We start from the raw sequence: 25,960 nt of genomic DNA, 5'->3' as shown, positions 1-25,960 counted from the left end.
TCAAATTTTTTTGCCAATCGTCGTATACCATATTTTATAAAAGAAACCAATCAAAGGTTGGCTGGCAAATGGGGGAATTTTTGGAATCTATTGGCTACTCCTGGTTTTGATAAGTACTTGTTTCTAACCAGTGATTTGAACATCATTAATCGAAAAGTAGGAAATACAGTTTTTGATATTGATTCAATTGGGCATGAATCAAAAAGCAACGATCTATCTTATGATCGTAACTAACGGATAATCAACTGGATAGCCGGCTTAAGTTTTGAAAAGACATACTTAAAAATGTTGAGCGACAGATACCAGAAAACGGCAAAGATCGTAGCTGCAGCCAAATACAATATTTATGATGTGAGAAATAGATCAGATCGTAATTTTCAAAACTTTGACCGTTACTTTACACTGTTCAGTCCGGAGATATCCTTTAATTATAGAAATCTACAGTTTGGCGAATTTGAAAATGTACTTGATTTGAAGTATAACCGAAGCTTCGATTTCCCTACTACAGATCAATTATTCCCCGTCGTCGATACTATCCAGATATATTCACTTTATTTGGGTAATCCAGAACTTAAACCTTCACGAAAAAATGAGATTCTACTGGATTTTAAACAGAAGAGACTCAATAAAAACCCGTTCTATTATGGATTATCTACTGGCATGAGTATGACCAAAAACTACATTTCATATAGCATGCTGTTTGATTCAAGCGGACGCACTATTATCAGACCGACAAATGTAGATCGCAATAGATCAATTATATTTAGGGGTAATTTGGCAAGGGCAATAAAATTTAAGAAGGATCAACTCCAGTTCAAAATGGAAGGGTACTGGAGTGCCTCAGAGGTTCCTTTTTATATATTATATATCGCAGGGCAGCAGAGCTTTGAAAAAAGTTTAAATTCTTCGATGGGAATAGAATTTAATACTCTATTTAGTCATTTGGATATCTTTTATCTAGGGCTGAATTATAGTTACAAGAACCTCTCCAGCAGACAGAATAATGATTCAGAAAAGATAAAAAGTGAATGGCATAAGATCGAGGGTAATACTCTTATAAATGTAAGCAGGCGGCTCTCCTTTATTTCCAACTTCGCTTATTACGATAATAAGTTTTATGGTGATAATCAACATTATTCAATTTTCAATATTAAAGTAAGTTATAGAATGCTAAAAAAGAACAATCTTGAGGCTTCCCTTTCTGGTAATGATATTCTCAACCAAAATAGACTTTTTACTGTTAAGAACATCGCAAATACTTTATCACAGCAGCGCACAAATGCTATGGGAAGATTTTTCATGCTATCATTAGCTTACTATCCACGTATGTTTGGAAAAAATAGTAATAAGTAGAAGATAAGTAAACTCTCTCATTTTCACACTAAAATATTATTTCAGTTTTGGTAATATTAACCATAAGCCAGGCGATCCCTGCTAAAACGTACTGGATTTATACTAAAAAAATGGAACAAGACTACGAGGTCAAAGAATATCCTAAGGAGGCGATTCCCGTAAATTACGATGGTACAAAGATGTCGCTATTGGCGTTAGTAATTACCCGATTGACTTACACCTGCCGCAAGCGAAAGAAAAGGCAGGTGTAGATCATTGTTGAACACCCCACCGCCCGATAGATTAAACTGCGCGCTACTAAAGCCATTGGATCCCGAAATACTAATTGCTCCATTTGGCATCTCGTTGCCGGATATCAGAATTGACTCTTCCTGCCCGGTAACGCCGCTCTGCCGCCAATAGCCGATTCCACCATACATGCCTCCGATCAATGAATCTAGGTAAATCTTGTTGTTCGTGACCTGTACATTTTTAAGATACTGGTACGAGGAAGGTTCAATATAGATATACAGTAAAATCCCCGAAGTATGGAATTCATTGTTGAGGATAGCCAAGTTCTGCCCGTTCCGAGCTTTAATAGCACCACCGCTTCCATTCGCCGGCCAGCCTTTGATCACATTGTTCTGTATCGTCAGACCGTTAAAACTATGCGCATAAATACCATGATCGGTATTGGCATCTTCATTATTGAAAGATACATTGCGTAAAATGGTATTGCCACTGATCAGGCTATTGCTTTGAGAATTATCATTGATCGCCGTGATAAAGTAGCCCGTTGTGCCGGCATTGCCAAAGGTATTGTCAATGACCTTTGAATTTGTACTGCCCGACCCGTTCCACACCCCTCTTCCACTGTTTCCCTGCCTCCTGGAGAATACACAGTTTGAAACGGTCGCTTTATCCGTGCCGATCAGGCGAATGTAAGCATCATGCAGATCATTCGATTTGTTGCTACCTGCTTTTTTAATACCATAGTCAAAAATACACCATTTAAAAGTAACGTCAGACGCATTATTGATGTAGAAGGTCAGATTCCAAAATGTAATGCCCGAGAATGTACAGCCAGCAACATTGGCCGCACTGTAGGTCTGCCGAAGCAGCTGACTGTCCGATGCCCGCGCATCAAATATGGGGTTTGTATTTCCGCTTTTCATAAGCGTAATACCGGGCTTCATCAACAGGGCACCATCAATAAGATAAGTACCGGCTTCCACCCACACGGTATCGCCGGCACTTGCCTGTTCGATTACAGCATTGATTTCTGCCAGTGTCATCCCGGCAGAAACCAGGCCAGAGCCGGACATACTGCTGTTTGCTACAGAACTACCGTATAAGGAGACATTGGTCACTGTTGTGGAATCGAGTCCGTCCAATGGGCTGGAACAAGAATTTAGCAGCAGACCGAGTACCGCAAAACTGAAAATGATCTTTTTCATCTGGTTATAATTTGGTTGTGAATATCCTTTCTTTCCGTTGATTGATAACGCTGTATAGCCTTATGACTGGCCAACAAGTGTTACCTTGAAAACATAAACAGGTATCTCTCCGCCTGTAGCCGAAGGAACAGGAAGATGTAATGCTGTAGCGTCCTGTTTCCATTTGATTTTCTGCTTGCTTCCCAATAGCGTAATTTTCGCTATTCGCGCCTGACCTGCTGCCAGACTTTTTACCGCTGCAAAGTCGGTTTTTGGACTTCGTACAAACACATAGACAAAGCCATCCTTTGTCGTAAAACGGATGTCGGACACAATTTCTTTTGAGGTTGCATCATTTTCGGCATCTTTGATCGTTTGTTGCCCCGCAATCTCCGTTTCCTCCTCATGTAATTGGTTTCCTTCGCTTTGTATTTTCCATTCGCCTGACCCGTATATTGCCTCTGCATTAAGGTTCATCCAATCTCCGATACTCCGTAATCGGGCCATACTTTCCACAGGAAAGGTACCATCCCCTTTCGGGCCGATATTCAGCAGCAGATTTCCACCTTTACTAACAACTTCCACAAGATTTCTAACCAATATTTCGGGACTTTTCCAGACTGTATCATGCTTATTAAAACCCCAATTGCGACTCATTGTGATGCAGGCCTCCCATTTGCCCTTTGCTTTATTCATTAGGGTTTGCTCAACGACTTCGTAGTCGCCCAGCTGATTGCCGATACGACTATTGATGATGCAATTGGGCTGTAAATCATGAATGAACTGTTGGATTTCTGTGCTTTGTTCTTTAGTAAAGAGTTCGGGCGTATCAAACCATATTATACCAATGGGGCCATACTGTGTCAATAATTCGTGTAATTGTGGTTTTACTTTTCGCTCGATATATTTTGATAAATCTTTGGCGTCTTCATTCGGATAATCCCAGAAGTTGCTTCGCCCGGCCTTACTAGGCCAATTTGTAGGGACATCCGGATCTGCCCAGTCCCGCCCCAAAGAATAGTAAAAGCAAAGTTTTAAATCATAACGTTTGCAGGCATCAGCCAGGTCCCGCATTGGGTCCCGCTGCCAGGGAGTCTGTTGGACAATATTATAATCGCTACTGGGGGAATTAAACATGGCAAACCCATCGTGATGTTTTGCTGTAACGACAATGTATTTCATGCCGGCCCCCTTGGCGGCCTTTGCCCAGGTATCGGCATCAAAAGCAGTAGGGTTAAAATCCTTGGCGATCTGCGCATACTGTTGCAGTGGGATCCTTTCATATAACATAAAATGTTCGCCGCCCCGCGTTGGCCTGCCATTCCAGTCACCGGCAGTCTGAGAATATAGGCCCCAGTGAATAAACAGTCCAAATCTGGATGCTGACCACCAGGCCATCTTATCGGAGCTGCCCATAGGCTGTTGCTGGGCGAACGACCATAGCGAACAGCCCAACAAAAAGTACGACAATAGTATCGTTTTAATCTTCATACTAGGCCCCATTTAGTTTTCTGTAACGTAGCAACGCTTCTAAAAAGTAGTAATCTGCATAGATAAGCGGAACATCAATTTCACTTTTATGTGGCATGCTTCCTGTCGAGTGCTTAAGAATGAAGCCGCCATTGGTCCCCTTTTCAGCCAGGTATTCGCTGGAGGAGAGCGATTTCAACGTGCTTTCGGCAAAGTCATAATAGCGTTTGGCATCTGTTCCGGTCGTATAGGTAGACAATTCCAGCAAGGCTGCGCTGACCAGTGCCGCTGCCGACGCATCCCGTGGTATATCGTTCAGCTTTCGGTTTGCATAATCCACATCCGGTCGGTACCCTTCCTGACCAGCATTAAAATCCCAGTAGGGAACATTATCCTTTGGCAGATTGGGATGATCCATATAAAAATCTGCCGCTTTCCTGGCTGCATCCAGATATTTACTGTCCTTGGTCTCGCGGTAGAGCAGCGTATAGCCATAGATTGCCCAACCCTGCCCTCTAGACCAGGTTGAATTGTCGGCATAGCCCTGATTGGTCTGCTGATGCAGGACTGCTCCCGTATTGGGATCATAGTCCACCACATGGTAGGTGCTGTAATCGGGTCTGAAATGATTCTTCAGGGTACGGTCGGCATGACTGATGGCGGCATTTTTGTATTTGGGGTCTCCAGTTAATGTTGATGCAAAAAACAACAGCTCCAGATTCATCATATTATCGATGATCACCGGATATTTCCATACCGTTTTTCCGTCCCAGGAAGCTTTTTCATTCCAGGATTTGATCAGTCCAACTTTCGGATCAAAGCGCTTCAGGGCAGACTCTGCTGAATGTACGAGGAGCTGTTGGTATTTTTTGATCTTTGTAGAATCGTCCTCCAGCCGTAAAGCGTTGCCATACGAACAGTATATCACAAAACCAATGTCATGATGTTGAGTCAGATCCTTCGCCTTTTCCAGTTTTTCGGTCCATGCTGTGGCCTGAGCTTTGACCTGGGGGTCTTTTGTATACTCGTATATATACCAAAGCCCGCCCGGGAAAAAGCCGCCTGTCCAATCCCATTCATCGGTTCCCACCACATGACCTGTTGTATTCAACGTCCGAGGAAAGTTGCTGTTATCAAGGAGCAGGTCATATTGCGCTCTGGCTCGCGTAAAGTCGGCAGCCACAAAATCGGAACTGTTCTGCTTGGTGCGCTGCTGCGCACAGGAAAAGAGGGTTGTCAAAAGAAATAAGAATATCATTTTAAGTCCAAAAGGATAATGTGTCTGCTTCATAAGATTTTATTTACTGCGCTGTTGATTCTTGTATATTATATTTTTGGGGCAATGTCGGATTATTTTTTCCGCATGCGTCGGTTTCATTCCGTCACTTCCAGTTCGACTGTTTTGACTACAGGGTATTCTCCGTACACATTGCTATTACTGCCAACGAAAGTAATTTCATAAGTCCCGGGAGCTGTGAAAGTGTAAGCATAGGAATCCATCCGGGTACTCATATTTTTGAGCGCTACCCCTTTATCCGGTGTCACACTGGTCAGGTCCAGCGGTTTTGAGATAGCCCACACCTGATTGGAGCCTATTGTTGCTCCGCCGCCTTGAAAGCGTAGCCCCGCACTGCTTAATAACCAGGAGACAGAAGAATTTTCCAGACCGATTGAGGTCCAGGCTGCACCTTGCAGATCCGCTATCGGCAAGGTGATGCCTTCTGTTGTTTCGGTATTTAGGCTGAACTGATTGATCCACCAGCGGGGCTGTGTCGATCCGGTAGTCCCGGTGTATTTAAAAGCAAAATAAACCATGGTATTCGCATTCAGATTAAAACCCGACGCACTTAATTTCGACAGATCAACTTGTCCCGAGGATATGTAGGTAGCGTCATTGGACTGGATGCCAGATAACGTAAATGCGGCGGTAATATCTATCCAGTCGCTCTCCTTGATCGCATCAGGCTGGTAAACTCCTGCAAATTGCTGCGATACCAGTAGGCGGAGAGAATTCGGCTGTTGCGCATCCGTACCATAACGGCGGTTGCTCGAAAACTCCAGTGTCACAGCCTGTGGAATAGCTTTTGTACGCTCACGGTAAACGTACTTATGGCCTTCTTCACCCGAGAAGAACGTCAGCTGGTCGGGATTGCCACTGATATGGAACAACACTTGCTCACCAACTTTATAGCTATTTTTATCCGTATGGACTTCTAAGTTCAAAGGGATGGCCTCTTTTTTCTCGCATGATTGTAGGATCGGCAGTACGAGAAGCGATGCTATATAAATATATCTTTTCATAATTTTCACATTATTATCTGGTGTTACCATGCGGGATTTTGCGTCATCAGGTTATTCAGCGATAGCTCGTTGATCGGAATAGGGAAATACGTATCCCGATCACTGACATTATTGAAAGCCAATGCCATGTACCGATAATCGGCCGGTGCCAACTGGTTATACTGTTGGGCAACGAGTTTCATTTCGGCAATGAAAGTACCATAACGTACGAGATCAAATTTCCGCAACCCTTCGTAGCATAATTCCCGAAAGCGTTCCTCCCGTATAGCTATTCGCATTTCGCTTTCATTGGTTAGCTCATCATTCCGGTTTGAAGCATGTGCACGGCCACGTACTTCCTGAAGTGCATTTTTGGCACGGGCCGTGGGGCCATTCACTTCATTTTCGGCTTCAGCAAACATCAACAGGACATCAGCATAACGTAATAGCGGAAAATTAATTGGCGTATAATTCCTGTTTTTAGGCTTTAAGATCTCGTAATCTCTTCTAAATTTGGCGACATGCCGACGTTCAATTTCCGCTGCCGTATAGAATACGGAGTCTGTGATCAAGTTGTTGGCATGGTTGTACCGATAACTGGCGATATTCCAGTCCCGGCGTTTATCTGTGGGTTCGTAAGATTCAAAGAGCTTGCGCGTGGCAGCCAACAGACCATAACTAAAGCCCTTGCCCTCATCGCTGGTCTGTATGCCACTTTGATTGCCAATGCGCCCAGCTTCAAAATCACCACTGCGATTGCCATAGAATTCTACCTCCCAGATGGATTCGCTGATATTATACCGGTCTGCCGCCATATCTGTAAAGATCTTTTTGTAATCCGCGACAAGGCTATGTTTATAATCTTCCCCTTGTGGAAAGACCAGTTTGCTTGACCATTCCAATGCTTTTTGATACTTGGATGCGTCATTGAGCGGAGCTCCGGCCATTTTTAGGTATACCCGGGCCAAGATGCCCCGGACGGCAGATTTTGAAACGCGGCCAGCATGACCATACGCCTGAATGTCCTTGACCATGGAATCCGCTGCTTCCATCTCCTGCACAATAAAGTTATAAACTTCCGTCTGTGGCGTACGTGCGATATTGACATTACTGACCGAACTTGTAGGCGCTGTTTTCAAAGGAACATCCCCCCAGTTGCTGACCAAAATAAAATAGTAATAGGCCCGCAAAAACCTGACTTCACCTATCACAGCCTGTTTATCAGAGGCAGCCATCTGTACGGACTCAATTTTGCTCAGAAAAAAATTGGCCCGCTCAATGCCCTCATACAGAAATCGCCAGATATCATTGATTTTTGGATTAGAAGCATCGTAACTATAGATTTCTGGTCCAGCGAGATAAGACGAGCGAAAATAGGCCCCCTCATCACCCAGGGTCAGATAGCTCGAATAGGTGGATCCGTAAAAGTCTTCCCTGCCGAGAATATCGTATACGCCAACAAGTCCGGTCATCACCTCCTTTTCATTCCGATAATAATTTTCCTTGACCACATCAAAGGGCTGCTTGTCCAAAAATTTTGAACATCCTGAAAAAATTGAAGTCGATGCCACTAAACACAAGAAGCTTAAATGTTTATATTTTTTTGTTAATGCTAGTTTCATAAGATTACAGATTAAGGTTGATACCAAATACAAAGGTTTTGGGTCTTGGGTAGGACGAATAGTCAAAGCCGGGCGTCAACGCCGAGTAGTACACAGCAACCTCGGGATCATATCCTGAGTAATTGGTAAGTGTCCATATATTCTGTACGGAGGCATAGATACGTAGGCTTTTGATTTTCCACTTGTCTAACAGCCCCTTATCAAAAGTATAACCTATAGATCCTGTTTTCAGACGCAGGTATGAGCCGTCTTCGATAATGCGGGTCGAATAGACATTAGGCCCCTGGCCACCCACACGGGGCATGGTAGAGGAGGTGTTTTCCGGTGTCCAGAGGTCCGCATAGCTCGCAAATTGATTGAGATGTGCTTTACTGCCATTTTCAAACAACAGCCTATTGGCATTGACAATATCGTTTCCATAAGACCATTGAAAAAATAAGTGGAGATCAAAATTCTTGTATTTAAAGGTATTCGCAAATCCCCCCTGGTGAATGGGATATCCACGTCCGATCACTGTTCTGTCAAGATTATCCACTACCAGATCCCCATTGAGATCCTTATACTTCACGTCGCCGGGGCGAATCGAGCTACGTGTGTTACCATTGGTCGCCACCGTCTGTTTTAAGAGGTAACTGCCATCGGGCTGTTGGTCAAAGTCTTCATATTGATAGACACCATCCCAGAGGTATCCATACATCTGTCCGAGTGGCTGATTGATTTTGGCAATATATAACGGAGTAGTTCTGTAATCCTGATCCCAGGCCAGTGCCGTGGTCAGGCTTTCCTGATTTTCGGTAAGTTCAACTACTTTATTTCGGTTAAAGGAAATGTTGAAGGAACTATTCCAGCTAAAATTGGCTTTTTGGATGATATCTCCCGATAAGGTTAATTCAATCCCCTTGTTGCTCGTTTCACCTATATTTTTAAAGGCATTGCTATAGCCCGTGGTGGAGGGTAATGCTGCATAGAGCAGGAGATCATAGGTGCGTTTGTGGTAATAATCCGCCGTCAGCATCAACCTGTTTTTAAAAAGCCCCAGATCGATGCCGGCATTGCGCTGTGCCGTACTTTCCCAGCGCAGATCCGGTGTTCCGATACCAAGGTACATCCCTTGTAAAAGCTCATTTCCCCAGGAATAGTAACCGTTGGTGCTGACACTGGTATTTTCAAAGTACACAGGCGAAAAAGAAGCATATTCACCCACCCTGTTATTTCCTGTAATTCCATAACCCAGTCTCAGTTTGGCATCCGAGAAAAGTTGCTGATTTTTCATAAAGGGTTCATTGATCAGTCGCCAGGCGAATGCAGCAGAGGGAAAGTACCCATATCTGTTATTGCCAACAAACTTGGATGAGCCATCTGCCCGAAACGATGCGGTCAGGAGGTAGCGGCTTTTGTAATTATAGTTTACACGGCCCAGATACGAGAGCATGGACCATTCCGATTGCAGAGAGGTGACAGGTTGGGGCACCCCTTCACTCAGGCCTGCCAGCCCCTTGATCTCGTTGGGCAGATGAATGGCGGAAAAGCCATACCTATGGTACTTGTTGCCCTGAAAAGTGATCCCAACAACCGCATTCAGGGTATGGTCTTTAAATTTTTTGTTGTAGGTCAACAGGTTTTCGTTGAGCCAAGTGTTGCTCTGCGTGTATAGAATCGAACCGTTTACGCCATTTGTGCTTCCGGCAAAACCATATCGGGTGCGTGAATTGTTGTATGTGTCCAACCGTGTATCAGAATTGTTAATACCGCCATTAATCCGCAGTTTTAGTGTCGGCGAGAACGCATATTCTGCATAACCGTTCACGATAAGCCGGTTATTGTAGTTTTTGCGGAGCTCATTCTGAGCAGAAAGTATGGGGTTGAACCGATAGTCGTTGGTGGGATTGGCGAGATCGTCTGTTGGATCATTCAAAAGATCTTCATCGGCAAAAGCAATGGGCCGGTAGCCCCATACGCTGTACATCAGGTAGTTCATGGCGGAGAATGCCGATTCAGGAGCCGCGGGATTGCTACCATCAGTAAGTGTGCCGGTATACATGGCATTGATACCGACTTTTAGTTTCTGAAAACTCTGATCGAGCGTGATCTTGCCTTGTTTACGGTCAAATCCCGAATTAATGATAATACCTTGCTGACCAAAGATATTACCTGAAACGGAATATTTTGTGTTGCTGTTGCCGCCCATCACCGAAAGGCTGTGGTTGTGCATCACCCCATCCCTAAAAATATGCTCCTGCCAGTCGTTGCTCGGTACAGACCTATAGTCTTCTAATGTCTTGCCATCGTTAAAATAAGTGAGCTGCGCGCCTACAGGATCGCGTTCCGCCTGCAAACGGACAAATTCATAGCCATTCATCAGATCCATGCTATTGATGATCTGCTGCGATCCTATATAGCCATTATAACTGATCTGTGGAGCTCCTGCTTCGCCCTTTTTTGTCGTGATCAAAATAACACCATTGGCACCACGTGCACCGTATATCGCAGTGGCAGATGCATCTTTCAGCACTTCGATCGAAGCGATTTCATCCGGATTAAGGACATTGCTGTTCGCATTTTCTATTGGAAAACCATCGATGACATACAGGGGTGAATTATCTTGTGTCAGGGAATTGGCCCCGCGGATCACAATGTTCATTTCACTGCCCGGTTTACCACTTTCTGAGGTGACCTGTACGCCGGCTACACGACCGGCCAATGCTTCCAATGCAGAACCAACGGGAGCCTTCTTGATATCCTGCATATTGACTGATCCCACAGAACCTGTAAGGTCTTTTCGTTGCACTTCACCGTACCCAATTACCACAACTTCATCTAAGGATTTATTGGTCTGTACGAGTTTTATCTGCAGCACTTTAGCTTCTTTTACAGCAACTTCTTGTTCATCATAACCGATAAATCTAAAGATAAGTACAGCTGAAGTGTCCGAGACCTGAAAAGAGAAGCGGCCATTAAGGTCCGTGGTTCCTTTTGTACCGGAGCCCTTTTGCAAAATACTTACACCGGGCAATGGCTTTCCGGTAACTATATCGGTTACTATTCCGCTGATCTGCTGCTTTTGTGCATAGAGCTGCGGAACTTGGAACAGGCAGGTCGCTCCCAATACGATTGTTTTTAGATGCGGTATCATATTTTACATTTAATAAATTGATTACACTTTATGATTGGTTTTCGGGCAATCCGACATGAGGTAGTATTTGCCCATCGCTTTTTTCTGTCGTAGAAAGAAGCTTGACAAATATTTGGATCTTTATGGAAAATAAGGGGGTAAAAAATCGGAAATATAGGGGTAAAATCTCTTAGCGTAAGCTATTTTCCCTATATTGAGTGGGATTTACACCAAATTTCTTTTTAAATTCTTTACTGAAATACTTTCGATCGTTGAATCCTACGGAATAGGCAACAGATGCGACCTGATCAGACTGTATCAGGAGATTGGCAGCGACACTCAGACGGATATCTTTAATCAATTCGGCAACACTGAGGCCTGTCAGGCTTTTGACCTTCTTCAACAGCGCACTTTGGCTCTGTCCCATATTTTCCGCTAAAGTCGCAACTGAAAACTCAGCTTCGGCGATATGTGCTTCGACCATCGTTCTTAACTTATCCAAATAAGCCGCAGCAGCATTGCTTATGTTTTCATCACGTTTAGATAACAGCAAATAGCGTCGGTTACGTTCTTTAACCAATTCTAATGCTGATATGGTGTTGAAAATCTGAAGATCTAAAACCTGTAAGTTGAATGGTTTAGTTACATAATTGATGATGCCACTTTGATAACCAATGATACTATCCTGCTCCTCTCCTTTGGCTGTCAGCATAATTACGGGAATGTGGGCTGTATCCGGATCGGCTTTGATGGATTTCACCAGCGTGTAGCCATCCATCTGGGGCATCGCGATATCTGTTATAATCATATCGGGCATGCTATCGGCAATTGCCGCAAGCGCCTCCTTTCCATTGGCAGCAGCACTTACGTTGTAGCATGTCTGCAGATGGTTGAGCAGAAAAGAACGGAGTTCGTCATTATCTTCCACGATCAGCAGCTGATAATCCCGGGTCGAGTCCGGAATGCAGGCCGCGGTACTTTCAGCCGTACTTGTCTCCGAAATAATTTCCGTCGGTATCCCTTGCTGGCGCCGGATACATGCCGGCAACAATATGCTGAATACGGTGCCCTCCTGTTGGCCCAGCTGCAGTGGATTGTCAAGATAGAGATTTCCTTGATGCAGTTCTACGAGCTCTTTGGCGAAAGACAATCCGATCCCCCAGCCTTCCTTCCCTTTTCCCGCATCAGCTTGGTAAAAGGTATCGAATATGCGCTCCCGGTCTTCCATTTTGATACCTTGACCATTATCCATCACATGGATAAACAGATTTTCGTTCCGCTGACGGATGACAAGTTGAACCTTGGGAGCATGCTCGCTCCTAAATTTAAAGGCATTGGAAAGCAGGTTGAGCAATACTTTTTCCAGCTGTTGGGGATCAGCCATAAAAGAACCTTCAAATTGGTTATCCAAGACATAGCCTATACCCGATTCTTCGGCTATCACAACAAAGGATTGATGTATATTCTCAAAATAACTTGTTGCGTCTATAACAACTTTATTCAAAGTCAATTTTTGGGCATCCATTTTATTGAAAGACAATAGTTCTTGCGTCAAATGTAGCAGCCGCTTAATATTACGTCTCACCTGTTGTAACTGCACATCCACTTGACTATCGAGCCTTTTATCCAGCAATATTTTCTCTATCGGGGCATGGATTAAGGTCAGCGGCGTGCGGATTTCATGGCTGATCTTGGTGAAGAAATCAAGCTTTGACTGCATCAGTGCTGCTTGATCCTGATGCAGTTTTTCTTCATAATATAACTTTGTTTTAAGCTGCTTTTTGTCCAGTTTATAGCGGTAGAAAAAATAGACAATGCCCATCAGTAGCACTGTATACCCAGTATAGGCCCAGATAGATTTATAAAAAGGCGGAGCAATGTTGAATACCACAGATTTGCTCACGTTACTCCATAGTCCGTCATTATTTGCCGTCTTTAACCGAAGCGTATATCGTCCGGGGCTCAGATTGGTATAAGTTATGGAGGGCTGATCGGTCAGATTCCATTCTTTTTCGAGTTCTTCAATTTTATAGGCATAGCTGTTTTTCTGCGGATTGATAAGGTTGTCTGAACTAAAGTCGATCGTAAACGTATTTTGGTCATGTTTCAGTGCAATTTCTTCCGCCCGGTCCGGATTTAGATAGCCCAACACTTTGTCGACTCTCGTCCTGCTCAGACCATTGATAGAGAAGCCCGAGATCAACAATTTGGGCACCCCCGCATTTGACTGGTGATGGGACACATCGAGCCTGATTAAGCCTTTGTGCGAACCGACGAGCAACTGCCCATCCCGGCAAAAAATGGCATTTGGTAAGAATTCATTTGTGGGGAAACCATCCTGAATATCCATATAGCGTTTTGCTCCAGTCAGCTTATTGCAAAACACGAGTCCATTATTTGTGGAGATAATAATTTCGTTGACATTGTTTTCGGCAATCCCTAACACATGGTAATAGCTACGCGTTGGAAATAACTCCACCCTGTTTACCACTCCTGTTTTCGGATTATAGTTATAAAGCCCCTTTTCCTGCGTCCCAATCCATATCTGCGAAGTCCTATCTTCAAAAAGCGTGTTGATATAATGATCTTTCATAAGATCCTCAGAACGATAGATTCCTTGTTGTTCAGCGGTATTTCGGAGTTGACCAAGCCCCTGGGCCGTTCCAATAAATAGACTACCGTTTCGGCTGGCTAAAATGTGCTTGATATAATTGTTGGCGGTATTTTTTGTAAAAGTGCTGGTGGGTTGAATAGCAGTCGTAAATTGACTATTGATCATTTGTAAGCCTTTGTTGCCGGTCCCGATCCAAATGTTCCCGAGGCGATCCCGGTTAATGCTGCTGATGTAATTTTGGAGCAGCGTAATGCCATTTTCACCGGTAATATTGTAATAGCGAATATCTGCGGTATTTTGACGGCTGATGCGAGCCAGCCCTGCGCCGAACGTACCCACGTAAATATATTTATCATCTGTGAGCAGGCATTTGACAGTATTGGACCGGAGCTCTATTTTCCGATAGACATCGCTATCCTTTTTGCGCACGTTCAGCCCGTCCCGTTCTGTTCCAACCCAAGTATTTTCATCATCGTCAATGGCAATGGCGCTGACCAGATTTCCGCTCAGATGTTTGAAATTGCCGTCTGCCAGATCTACCTTAAAGGGATACACCGACGGATGATGATAGTTTATTCCGCCAAAATTTGTCCCCATCCAAACAATACCCTGCCGATCAATATAAATCGTCTTGATGGAATTATCATTGATACTGAAGGGATTGTTGGCACTCGATTTTATCTGCTGTATCTGACTACCGTCGGGCTGTAGCAAATTGGCTCCTTCCATTGTCCCTACCCAGATATTTTTGGCTTTATCTATCGCTATCGCTCGCACATAATCACTTGATAGTCCCGTTTTACCTGTATAATGCGCAATCTGCTGAAATAAGATGTCCAATTCAAAAAGACCATGTCCATCCGTAGCAATCCAGATTTTATCTGTAGCCACTCGCTTGATATCCTTCACGGATATCGCTAAGCTATTTGTATGACTTAGTTTAATTGGTTCAATTGTTTTTTGATCCCGCCAAAGATATAATCCCCTGTTGGTCCCGATCAAGATATTTCTTCCCAGCTGTAATAAGGAGTAGATTTCCAGTCCGGGGAGAATATTCACGTTTTCTATCTTGGGATGATCGGCATTTTTAATGCACATCAGACCATTATTTGTACCGAGTAAGACGCTAGATTCAATAAAATAAATTGCTAAAACGGCAAAATGGTTGCTATTTTTAGGTTTGACATGCTCAAAGTTAATTCGCTGAAAACGGTCTTGTTTAGGCTGATAAATATTTAGGCCCTGCTGTGTTCCGATCCACAGGGTCTTTTGGCGCGGATGTTCAACAATGGTGTAAATATAGTTGTTCGTGGAAATGGTGTTAACATCGCTATTATCCGAACGGTACTGTTTAATGCGGTTACCATCGTATCTATTAAGTCCGTCCCTGGTACCGATCCAGAGAAAGCCTGCATTGTCACGGCATATACTCAATACGGTGCTATTCGAGAGCCCTTTATCATAAGTTAGACTACCGAAATGATACTGGGCCAGGGCATGTTGTGCAAATAAACAGCAGATTAGCGTTAAATAAATAATGCATTGGACATATCTTTTTGTCATTTAGATCCTTCAACTGGTAGTAGAGACAAGTATACGATTTTCTCTGCAATGAATGAAAAATTACCTGCCATTAGTTGGTCCACAAATAAAAGATGTATCGCGTATATTTTGGGGTTTGCGTACCAGTATCGCTTGTTGATGAAGCGGCTAAAAATTTAGCCTTCTGAAGCAATGCAGGTAATATCCTCCGGGCTGATCCTCCGGTCTGTGTCGATGTAGTCTTCGCGATGGAAGATTTTTCCGCTTAACGATCAACCAATTCCTTTACAGATTCTCCATTTTGGTCGATAAATTTAGCTTCAATTTTAAACAGCTGATACCATTTTCGGAACGTGCCTATAAAGACAAGCAGCATCAGGAGCATGGCCAAGATCGCTAAGAACGCTAATAGCAGCTGCCCTTTGGGCAAATAAATATCCGTGACCTGTAGATAGCCAGCCCAAAAGGTGATACCGGCCATAAATACGCCCGGAATTGCCGTAATTAAGGCATATTTCTCCCGATTCATCCGAATAAGCATCGTGGTACAGACAATAAGCCCACAGGCAGCTAACAGCTGGTTGCTGATTCCAAATAGTGGCCAAATACTGCTTACATTTCCCGTAAAAACAAGATAGCCCCATGAAAAAGTGAAAATAGCGCTACATAACCAGACGCCCGGTTTCCAATCCTTGTCTTTAAAAGCCGGAAAAACACCACCCAGCATTTCCTGCAAAAAGAATCGTCCGACCCGTGTACCGGCATCGATAGCTGTAAGGATAAACACGGCTTCAAACATTATGGCAAAATTATACCAATAAGCCATCACATTGTCCATAAAAGGCACCTTATCAAAAATATGGGCCATCCCGACGGCCAAGGACACGGCGCCCCCCGTACGACCATGGAGGTCTACTCCTATCCGATCTGAAAAATGCTGTAGATCCACGGCTTTTAATTCGGGATGCCGTGCCAGAAAATTTGCATAGTCGCTGACTGGTGTGTTGATCGCAAAATAGTCGCCCGGCAGTAAGGTACAGGCAGCAATCAATGCCATTAAAGCAACAAATCCCTCCACCAGCATTGCACCATACCCTACAAAAAGAATCTCCCTTTCCGTTCCCAGCATCTTAGGCGTCGTTCCGGTCGCAATAATCGCATGGAAACCCGAAATTGCACCGCAAGCGATCACGATAAAGATAAATGGCAGCACAGGTCCGCCGATCACTGGGCCACCTCCATGGATAAAATCGGTCAGCGCTGGCATCTGTATGGTCGGATGTACAAAGACAATGCCTATGGCCAGCATCAGGATCGTACCGATCTTGAGATAGGTGGAAAGGTAATCACGTGGCACCAGAAGCAGCCAGATGGGTAAGACTGATGCTAAAAATCCGTAAACAGCAATCGCGATTGAAATGGTCTTGACATCCCAATCGAACAGGTTATGTACGCCCGGAATCTCCATCAAACGATGCCCTGCAATGATGCCAACGATCAGTAGAATGCCTCCCATTACACTTGCCAACGTTACAGATCCTGTTTTATACCGCATCAAGAGTCCCATAAATATGGCAATCGGCATGGTCAGAATAATCGTAAACAGGGACCATGGGGCTTCGTGCATGGCGCTGATGCAGGCCAGTGACAGTCCGGCCAAGGTCAGGATTAGAATAAACAGAACGGCTATACCGGCTATCCCGCCGACAACGGTGCCAATCTCCTTGGACGCAATGGTAGCAAGACTTTGCCCTTTGTGCCGTACAGAAGCAAACAGGACAACCATATCATGAACACCACCGCCCAAGACACAGCCGATCAAAATCCAGAGTGCCCCCGGAAGATAACCAAACTGTGCCGCCAGCACAGGACCTACCAATGGTCCGGCCGCTGCTATTGCGGCAAAATGATGCCCAAACAAGACCTTACGATCCGTCTTAACGTAATCATGGCCATCAGCAAACTCGACCGCTGGAGTCGCTACCGCATCATTCAGACGTAGCACTTTCTGCGCCATAAAAATTCCGTAAAAGCGGTATGCGAGCGCAAATATCAAAATCGACGCAAAAACCAGTGTAAGGGCATTCATATGATCTAAATCCATCCGATATCCAGTATAATTCTATTTCAATATATTATTTTTTTTCCAATACTTGGCCCGACTCCAGCAGTTGCTTTTTTAATAGCCCGTAGTCGACATGCTGCACAACATGATCATTATCAATCGCTAGGACTGCAGCGGCACCAGCACTCTGCCCCAACACCATAAATACGGGTTCCATGCGAATGGAACCAAAGGCAATATGTGAGCTGGATACGCAGACAGGGACAAGCAAATTGGTGCATTCATCGCTCTTTGGGATAATCGATCTATAAGAAATAGCATAAGGCTTAGGTACGTGAACACCAATATCACCTTCATTTTGAACATATCCTTCTTTGGTCACATAACGTTGTACATTGTGGGAATCCAACGTATAGGACCCCATGCCGATCGGATCTTCTACCCTGCTCTTCCCTAGAATATTATGCTCGGTCGTCACATAGTGTCCAAGCATCCGCCTGGCTTCGCGAATGTACAGCTGAAAAGGCCAGTTATCGTTATCCTTAAATTCGTCTTTTGCCAACCCCCATTCGGCCATTCTTGTCCTTATTGCGATGGGAACAGTGGGATCATTTGCCATAAAGTAATATAGACCCTGTTGATACCGACGATGGGCCTCGATAATGGATTTTCGCTCTGCGTAACTCGCTTCGGGATAGTTATAGTTCATCCCGATAAAATCGGTGCTGAACGGACCATGGTTATTGGCATCGGTTTTATGGTTGGGTACGAGATCAAATTTTTGAAAGGCTTCGTCCCAACCGGAACGAAATAAACGTTGTAGTAAAACGTAATGTTGTGGATCGTAATCGAGAGGTTTGACGAAGGGCTTCCGATTGCGGGCATCATTGGTCAGACACATCCGAAAGCAATAGGCCTGCAGCTTCTGGTCTGCTGCGCCATATTGCCCGGGATCTTGCGCTGAAACACCGAATACCAGTCCACTGTCGGGATCTCCCTCGCGTTTATAGGGGCTGATCTGCGCGGTAAAATGATGCCGGTGCTGAAAGACTCCGGTCTGCACACCGTTCCACCGCTCCCCATAGGTGTGATTGGCCTCCCGCCCGATCGTGTAACTGACTTTGGCCAGCGCCATCAGATCACCTTCATAAGTGGCATCAATAAATATCTTCGCTTCATAGATCTTTCCGTCTACCGTTTTAATGGTCTTGATGGTTGTGCCTTCTTTAACGATAGCACTTTCCTGCCGATCTAAATATGCCCCACGAACAACATCAATCTGATGATCCCGCACCCAAGAATCAAAAATGTCCTCGGCTACATGGGGTTCAAAAATCCACATCGTCCGATGCGCACTATCCATCGCGACGGTGCCCTGTCCACGATTGCCAAAGGAGGCCCGGGATTGCCAATTCCAGCTCGATTCCCTGGAGTAATGGTTATATACATCCTGGTAGAATTTTTTGGCCAGACCACCAATAACTGCTTTATTGCCAGTATCGGTATAACCCAGTCCGCCTGAACTCAGACCCCCCAAATGCTGATCTGGTGATAAGAGTAGCACAGATTTGCCGGCCTGTTTTACTTGCAATGCAGCCGTGATGGCTGCCGGTGTACCGCCGTAAACGACCACGTCTACCTTCGTGGTCGAATGCTGGGCCTCAACCTGCAGAAAAGCCAAGACAAACATTAATTTTAACCCTATTTTTATCTTTTGCATATGTACTTAATTTTGGTCTGAGACGGGAACCCACAAGATGGCATTTGCAGCCAATATGCCTTTTGCGTCCGAGGTAATCTCAACATAGGGCTTACTTCTTCCCTTTTCAAAAACATATTCGCCGAGCGCTACCCAAGTACTTGTGGTCTGTCCGAGGATATTGACTTCCTTAAAATTTATTGTTTTTTCGATCCTTGTCTTCCCTGTATGGATAATGAATGTCCCGCTCTCGGTGCTTTCGGCGGTTCTAGGAAAATAACTGTACAGCATATATTTTCCACCGGAAAAATCTTTACCGGGAGTAAAACGGGCCATGGCCCCGGGGTTGCTGTCGGCTTCCTGGTAACTCATGCCATAACCTTTTTTTGCGGATTTACGCCAATTTCCTTTCAACATAACCTGATCTTTATCGTCTACATGAATGATATAATCGGCCCTACGGCCATCTGCCTTTGGGTTGTCACGCAATATTTTTTGCACGCGTCTTATATCAACATCCTGAACGGCAGTTTTGTTGTCAATTGCCTCGCAGGCTGCCACAGCAGCGGACTGCCCCAGCACCATAAATACTGGCTCCATGCGAATGGAACCAAAGGCGATATGACTTGCCGACAAGCACACCGGGACCAAAAGATTATTGATCTCTTCTTTTTTGGGGACGATCGCTCTGTAGGAAATCGGGAAAGGAGAAAATCCGCCAACCTCAACGTTACCTTCATTTTTGACCATGCCATTGACGATCACTCGGTCACAATTGTGCGAATCCATGGTGTATGCGGCATAGCCTACCCCATCGGACACGACTTTTCGGCCCTGACAGTGGTCTTGGGTCATGACGACATCACCAATCATCCTTCTGGCTTCGCGGATATATAATTGCGGTGACCAATGTCCATTGTCAGGATATTCGTCTTTGGGGTAGCCCCATTTTTTGAATTCGCTTCGGATCGGCTCCGGCACCGAACGATCGTTTGCGACAAAATATAAAAGACCTTTGGTGTAATCTTCATGGGCCTGAATAATCTCTTTCCGTTCGAAAAAATCGGCTTCAGGGTAACGCCAGTTCATGCCAATCATATCTGTTGAAAATCCATTTCTATTATTGATATCAGTCTTTCCATTGGGCATAAGACTCCAGATAAATACGTCTTGGATACTCTTCCAGGGCTGTATCTCCTTTTGCCGCTTTAAGAGTTCATATTTGGTTGCGTCGTAATTGTGGGGTTTGGTGATTGCTATTCTGTTTTCAGGGACATTGGTCAATGTAATCCGATAATTATAGGCTTGAACCTTGGCGTCTCCCGTTCCATTTTCTTTTAAGGGCCCCGTATTGATCCCCCATAAAACACCGCTCTGAGGATCACCTTTTTTCTTATAGGGGTCTACACCCTCGGGAAACTGGTGGCCATCAAGCAATTGAACACCATTAATCGTCTCTCCATAGGTACTATTTGACTCTCGCCCAACGTGGTAGGACACACCGGCTTTGGCCATGAGGTCACCCTCGTAGCTGCAGTCCATAAACATTTTAGCACTGACAGTTATTTTGTTATCAGTCCTACTTTCGCTCGGAAGCAGTGAAATGGTTTTAATCGATCGATTGTCAGTCTTTACGGCTACCAAACGATGTCCCATTAACATTGCTGTATTAGTATGTGCCAGATAGTCCTTAAAAATAGATTCGGCTACCTTGGGTTCAAAAATCCATTGTTCAAAACTGCCATAGTGCTTGCCCATTTTGCGGTAAAAATCAAGGGCGAGCCCTGTGACGACATATTTGTTTCCGATATCCGTTTGCCCTAATCCACCGGAGCTGAGCCCTCCTACCCGTGTGCCTGGATCGATCAGTAAGACTGATTTCCCGGCCTGTGAAGCGGTGTAGGCGGCTATTACACCGGCTGAGGTTGCACCATAAATACATAGATCTACCTGTCTGTCTGTTTGCCCTTTGACTAAATGCCAAAACATCGTCAAAAGTACAATGATCATTACGAGTGTCTTTTTCATCATCTTAGGATTTAATAGCCTGGATTTTGTTCCAGGTTTTTATTCGTTACAATTTCAATATTCGGGATCGGCCAAAGATAATTCTTGCTGGGATCGAACTTTCGGAGCTCGATAACCCGCATGTCTTTCTGATTAGCGACATTTTTATAATTCACGTAATTATCCGCATCGATCGTCGGCGCATTGGCCAGCAAACCTTTTGGTATGCGGCCATAGAGCGTCGAATTCATAAATTTATCGGCCAGTTTCCACCGTCTCAAATCGACTAAGCGAAAGCCTTCATTGGCTAATTCGTAAAGTCTTTCTTTCCGTATGATCTCGCGCAGCTCAGCTTGCGTTTTATTACTCGCGATTGCCGGCATATCGACGGTAGGGCGCTGCCTGATGCTGTTGATTGCGTCATAGACGGTTTTGTCGATGGTATTGTTTTCGACCATCGCCTCGGCGTAGATCAACAACACTTCGGCATAGCGGCTCTGAATAATATTTAACTCCGATTCCATCGTAAAATCCTTGTCTTTTATATCGACATATTTTTTCCAGCAATAACCAGAAAAGGTCGCATAAGCATTGATCGCATCCTGATTTTGGATGCGTACTGCCGTGGATGTATTGTATGAATAGTTCCAGCAGGTTATACTATCCTTATGGGTCTCAAACTGAAAACCAAAAAACGTACTACCGGGAAGTGCAATGGTATATCCCAGACGCGGATCTCGATTGGAGAATGGTTTTTTAGGATCAAATCTGGAAGATTTGTCAATGGCAAATCCATCGGTGCAGAGATAACTATCAACAATGGATTGCGATGGGATTTTGTTGGAAGTCCCTTGTGCGTTGCGCGACAGAAATCCGCGCGTAGCACTGTGGGTCTTTGTTTTCTGTAATCGCAGATATTGAAAAGCAAAAATAATCTCCTTGGAAGCCTGCCCATCATACGTAAATAATTGGCCGAAATCAGGGTGTAAGGCATATACGTTTAAGTCCATGACTTCTTTGGCCGAACGTGCTGCTTCTTCCCAAAGCCCGTTATTAAGTGCTGCCCGAGCGCGTATGGCCAATGCTGCCCCTTTGGTCGCACGCCCAATATCGGTCGAGCCATAGCTAACCGGTAAAATAGCAGCAGCTTCATCAAGTTCTTTGAGGATAAAGCTCGCAATTTCAGCCTTAGATGTTTTCGGGACATTGGCATCAGCAAGGCTTAGACCGCTCGTGACCAAAGGCACTCCACCGAAATAATCAATCAAATATTGGTAGACATAGGCCCGGATAAACTGTGTCTCGGCTTTATAACGCTTTTGAAGATTGGCATCCATCTTTCCATCCAACTTCTGGATATTGTCCAGAATGAAATTACATTTGCCAATGACCTTATAGGAATTGGTCCAGATATTCCGGATGTAGCCATTATTGCTGTCGTGATCTCCCCTTCCCACAGCTTGTAAATCAGAAGTATTACGATCCCACCCAATATCGGTGGCATCATCAAGGGTAAGGTTAATGGGCATGTCGTCCGTGGGATGAAATGCTAGGGCACTGTACAAACCATTGACAACCAATATCAGCTCATCCTGATTTTTGAAATAATTTTCGTCCGAAGGACCATCCAAGGGAGATCTGTCCAGGTATTTTTCGCATGCCCCCACCAGAAGGAGAACTGCAATCGACAGCATATATAATGCGAGTTTATTTAGAGTTTTCATACAAACCAAGTTTATAATGTAATATCCAATCCAAAAGAATACACCTTTACCTGCGGGTAAAAGTTACCATAGCCTACTGGTGCTTCGACGTCATAACCGTCCCAAAATTTATCTACGCTGAATAAGTTTGAACCATTAACAAATACCCGAAGTTTATTCAGCCCGATGGACTTTAGTAGCTCAGCCTGAAAGGTATAGCCGAGCTGCAAATTTTTCAGGCGAAGATAGGCGGCATTTTTCATCCAAAATTGGGAAGACTGCTGGTTGTTATTCTGTCCGAAAGCCAATCGTGGATATTTCGCTGTAGTATTATCGGGTGTCCATCTATCTTTATTATCCTCACGAATCGTTCCACCGATTGCCCCGGTAGTCGTAAAGGGCTGAATACCGGCCCCATATAGGTATCCATCGGCTTTGCCTACACCTTGTAAAAGAAAACTGAAGTCGAACCCCTTGAAACTAAAATTGGAGTTGAGCGAATAGGTATATCGTGGAATGGTACTACCAATGATAACCTTATCGGACTCATTAATCACTCCGTCGTCATTCTGATCACGGTATTTGAGATCACCTGGTGCTAAGGTACCAAACTGTGTGGCATGAGCTTTTACCTCCTCCACTGTTTGGAAGTAGCCATCGGAAACATAACCAAAGATGGAATTAATGGGATAGCCTTCCCGATTGACCGTTAGACCAGTCTGATTGATTCCGCGCATATCCAACACCTTGTTTTTGACATCAGAGAGGTTGAGTGTAAAATTATATTTAAAGTCTTTGGCCGGATCGCTTCGATAGCCCATGGAAAGCTCCCAACCTTTATTCTCGACGATGCCTGCATTTTGATAAGGCTTATTTAAACCAATAATGAGCGGGATATCCAGCTGTAATAATATATCACTGGTTTTTCTATTGTAAAAATCTGCCGTAATAGTCCATCGCTTAAATAAGGTAAGATCGATACCAATATTTTTCTCCTCGGTAGACTCCCATGTAATATCGGGATTAGACATATCATTTAGCGCTGCCGTATTGACGATGCCATTACCCAAAGTGTACGAACCTAGGTTCAAAGATGCCACGGCTGGATAGGTCCCAATATTCTGATTTCCCAACTTACCCCATGAAGCCCTGATTTTTCCCTCTGTAAGCCACCCCTTGGATGCGGTTAGGAACTGCTCCTCGGAAAAACGCCATCCGGCGGATGCCGACGGAAAAAAACCATAGCGATTACCTTTGGCAAACCTGGACGAACCATCGTAGCGTGCATTGAGTTCTAAAAGATAACGATCTTTGAAAACGTAATTGATCCTTGAAAATAAAGATTGTAATGCCCACTCGGAAGCACTTCCTGTCGCTGACTGATTTAGTGCCGAACCCGCATTGAGCACTTCATAGTCAGGGAGAACGTAGGTGTCCCTAAAACCCTGGGAGTAATCAATCTTGTAGTCTTCCCGCGAACCACCAATCAATGCTTTCAACTGATGTGGACCAAAATCTTTGTTTAGCGTAAGGGTCGCCCGCATATTATTAAAAAGTTCTTGGCTATTGTACTGGGTAAGTGCTGTACGTACTGGAACAGCGAAGCTCGGCGTACCATCTGGAAAATAGGACTGTACTGCTTTCCGGAAATTCTTATTTACCTGCGTCGCATATTTAGGTGCATAATTGACCTCGGCAGTCAACCATTCTTTGGGTCTGTAGATCAATGATGCATTGATACTACCAAATGGACTTTTGTTGGTAGCAACACCGCCATCAGCAGCCGCCGATACGGGATTATTACCATTCCAACCCAGTCCCCAGGTACCATTGGAATTTCTGAAGGATTGATTGGCAGGAATACTGCTCATCCACTGAAAAAGTTCTTCGATGCTCGCGGCTGGTGAGGTTACGATCGGATTGACATATTGAAAGTCAAATTTAACGGCGAGCTGATCTGAGAATTTAACATCCACATTGTTGCGGATGGTATAACGCTTAAACGAACTATTCAGTGTCAAGCCCTTCTGGTCGAAATAACCGACCGAAGTCAGCATTTTTACTTTGTTTGTGCCTGCATTGACCGTCACAAAATGGCTTTGCTGAAATCCATTCCCCTGCAAGGATTCCTTTTGCCAATCGGTATTGGGATACTCGTCCGAACTACCATTGCCCTGACTACGATAGGCGGCAATGATATCCTCCGGATATAATGGACTCGCACCAACATTGGTATACGCTTCATTTGTCAGCAGCATATGGTCCAGGGCATTGACGATTTTGGGCATATTGGTCGCCGACTGCCAACCGAAATAATTATTGTAGGCAATAGCGACTTTATCAGAACTTCCCCTTTTGGTCGTGACCAAGATGACACCATTGGCAGCTCTCGAACCGTAGATCGATGCGGAGGCGGCATCTTTTAATATGGAAATATTCTCTATTAAATTGGGGTCGATATTATTGATAGAGCCTTCGATTCCATCTATCAGCACTAAAGGTGCTGCGTTGCCAAGTGTACCGATACCACGGATACGGATATCCGCACCGTCCGCTCCCGGCTTGCCAGAACGCTGTGTGACGGTTACTCCCGAGGCCATGCCTTGAAGGGCCGAAGAGGTTTGCCCTGCGGGCCTATTGTTCAGATCTTCTCCCGATACGGCGGAAACAGCGCCCGTCAAATTCACCTTTTTCTGAACACCATAGCCGACGACAACAACTTCGTCTATCATTCCGGTATTTGGTTTCAGACGGATAAGCACGGTGTTTTTGCTGGTAGCGGTTGCCACAAAATGCTTAACAGAATCGGTATCGTAGCCGAGATGGTGGGCATAGATCGTATAATTTTCGCCAGCAACAAGTGGAGTTAAAACAAACAATCCGTTGTTATCGGCCACAAAGTGGAGTTTTTTACTGCTCTTCTCGTGGACAAGATCAATAGTTGCGCCGGGCAATGTATTCCCTTCGTTGTCAACTATTTTACCATTTACTTTCAGGTTTGATTGCGCAAATCCTACAGAAAAGTATGGAAATAGCAATCCCACGAGCATTAATTTGATTAGAATATGCTTCATAATT

General features: G+C 44.5%; 13 protein-coding genes. 1 reads left to right on the top strand and 12 read right to left on the bottom strand.

The genetic code is table 11. The features are described from left to right. The first annotated feature begins 285 nt into the window (after positions 1–285). A complete protein-coding gene (locus tag CBM24_RS10905) occupies positions 286–1,353 on the top strand; it encodes an outer membrane beta-barrel protein (RefSeq protein WP_088161237.1) in 1,068 nt (355 codons plus the stop codon). A 194-nt stretch (positions 1,354–1,547) separates the two neighbouring features. Here the strand turns inward: CBM24_RS10905 and CBM24_RS10900 are convergent, their stop codons facing one another. The 12 genes from CBM24_RS10900 to CBM24_RS10845 form a co-directional block, all read right to left on the bottom strand. Continuing rightward, positions 1,548–2,789: a glycosyl hydrolase family 28-related protein gene (locus tag CBM24_RS10900; RefSeq protein WP_088161236.1), complete on the bottom strand. Its 1,242-nt coding sequence runs from the start codon at positions 2,787–2,789 to the stop codon at positions 1,548–1,550. Between the two features lie 60 nt (positions 2,790–2,849). Beyond that, the gene (locus CBM24_RS10895; protein ID WP_198386092.1) at positions 2,850–4,259 is read right to left on the bottom strand and encodes an alpha-L-fucosidase; all 1,410 of its coding nucleotides are present in this window, start codon (positions 4,257–4,259) and stop codon (positions 2,850–2,852) included. A 1-nt stretch (position 4,260) separates the two neighbouring features. Then, positions 4,261–5,529, bottom strand: coding sequence for a glycoside hydrolase family 88 protein (locus CBM24_RS10890; protein ID WP_232475757.1), 1,269 nt, complete (start codon positions 5,527–5,529; stop codon positions 4,261–4,263). A gap of 83 nt (positions 5,530–5,612) precedes the next feature. Further along, entirely contained in the window at positions 5,613–6,539 is a 927-nt protein-coding gene (locus tag CBM24_RS10885; RefSeq protein ID WP_088163527.1) for a DUF5017 domain-containing protein, read from the bottom strand. Between the two features lie 23 nt (positions 6,540–6,562). Next, on the bottom strand, positions 6,563–8,140 hold the full coding sequence (locus CBM24_RS10880) for a RagB/SusD family nutrient uptake outer membrane protein (RefSeq protein WP_088161234.1): 1,578 nt from the start codon (positions 8,138–8,140) through the stop codon (positions 6,563–6,565). A 4-nt stretch (positions 8,141–8,144) separates the two neighbouring features. Further along, positions 8,145–11,273, bottom strand: a complete 3,129-nt coding sequence (locus CBM24_RS10875) for a SusC/RagA family TonB-linked outer membrane protein (RefSeq protein WP_088161233.1) — start codon at positions 11,271–11,273, stop codon at positions 8,145–8,147. Positions 11,274–11,442: 169 nt separating this feature from the next. Next, on the bottom strand, positions 11,443–15,429 hold the full coding sequence (locus tag CBM24_RS10870; protein ID WP_088161232.1) for a two-component regulator propeller domain-containing protein: 3,987 nt from the start codon (positions 15,427–15,429) through the stop codon (positions 11,443–11,445). Between the two features lie 244 nt (positions 15,430–15,673). Then, positions 15,674–17,512: a carbon starvation protein A gene (locus CBM24_RS10865; protein WP_198386091.1), complete on the bottom strand. Its 1,839-nt coding sequence runs from the start codon at positions 17,510–17,512 to the stop codon at positions 15,674–15,676. 31 nt (positions 17,513–17,543) lie between these two features. Next, positions 17,544–19,193: an FAD-dependent oxidoreductase gene (locus CBM24_RS10860; RefSeq protein WP_088161231.1), complete on the bottom strand. Its 1,650-nt coding sequence runs from the start codon at positions 19,191–19,193 to the stop codon at positions 17,544–17,546. 6 nt (positions 19,194–19,199) lie between these two features. Next, the gene (locus CBM24_RS10855; RefSeq protein WP_232475756.1) at positions 19,200–21,203 is read right to left on the bottom strand and encodes an FAD-dependent oxidoreductase; all 2,004 of its coding nucleotides are present in this window, start codon (positions 21,201–21,203) and stop codon (positions 19,200–19,202) included. Between the two features lie 8 nt (positions 21,204–21,211). Further along, complete coding sequence (locus CBM24_RS10850) at positions 21,212–22,903, bottom strand: RagB/SusD family nutrient uptake outer membrane protein (protein ID WP_088161229.1); 1,692 nt, start codon at positions 22,901–22,903, stop codon at positions 21,212–21,214. An 11-nt stretch (positions 22,904–22,914) separates the two neighbouring features. After that, on the bottom strand, positions 22,915–25,956 hold the full coding sequence (locus tag CBM24_RS10845) for a SusC/RagA family TonB-linked outer membrane protein (RefSeq protein WP_088161228.1): 3,042 nt from the start codon (positions 25,954–25,956) through the stop codon (positions 22,915–22,917). Between the last annotated feature and the right edge of the window lie 4 nt (positions 25,957–25,960).

Origin of the sequence: Sphingobacterium sp. G1-14 (assembly GCF_002196555.1) — a bacterium.
Classification (GTDB): Bacteria; Bacteroidota; Bacteroidia; order Sphingobacteriales; family Sphingobacteriaceae; genus Sphingobacterium; species Sphingobacterium siyangense.
This window is presented reverse-complemented; position numbering and strand designations above follow the sequence as displayed.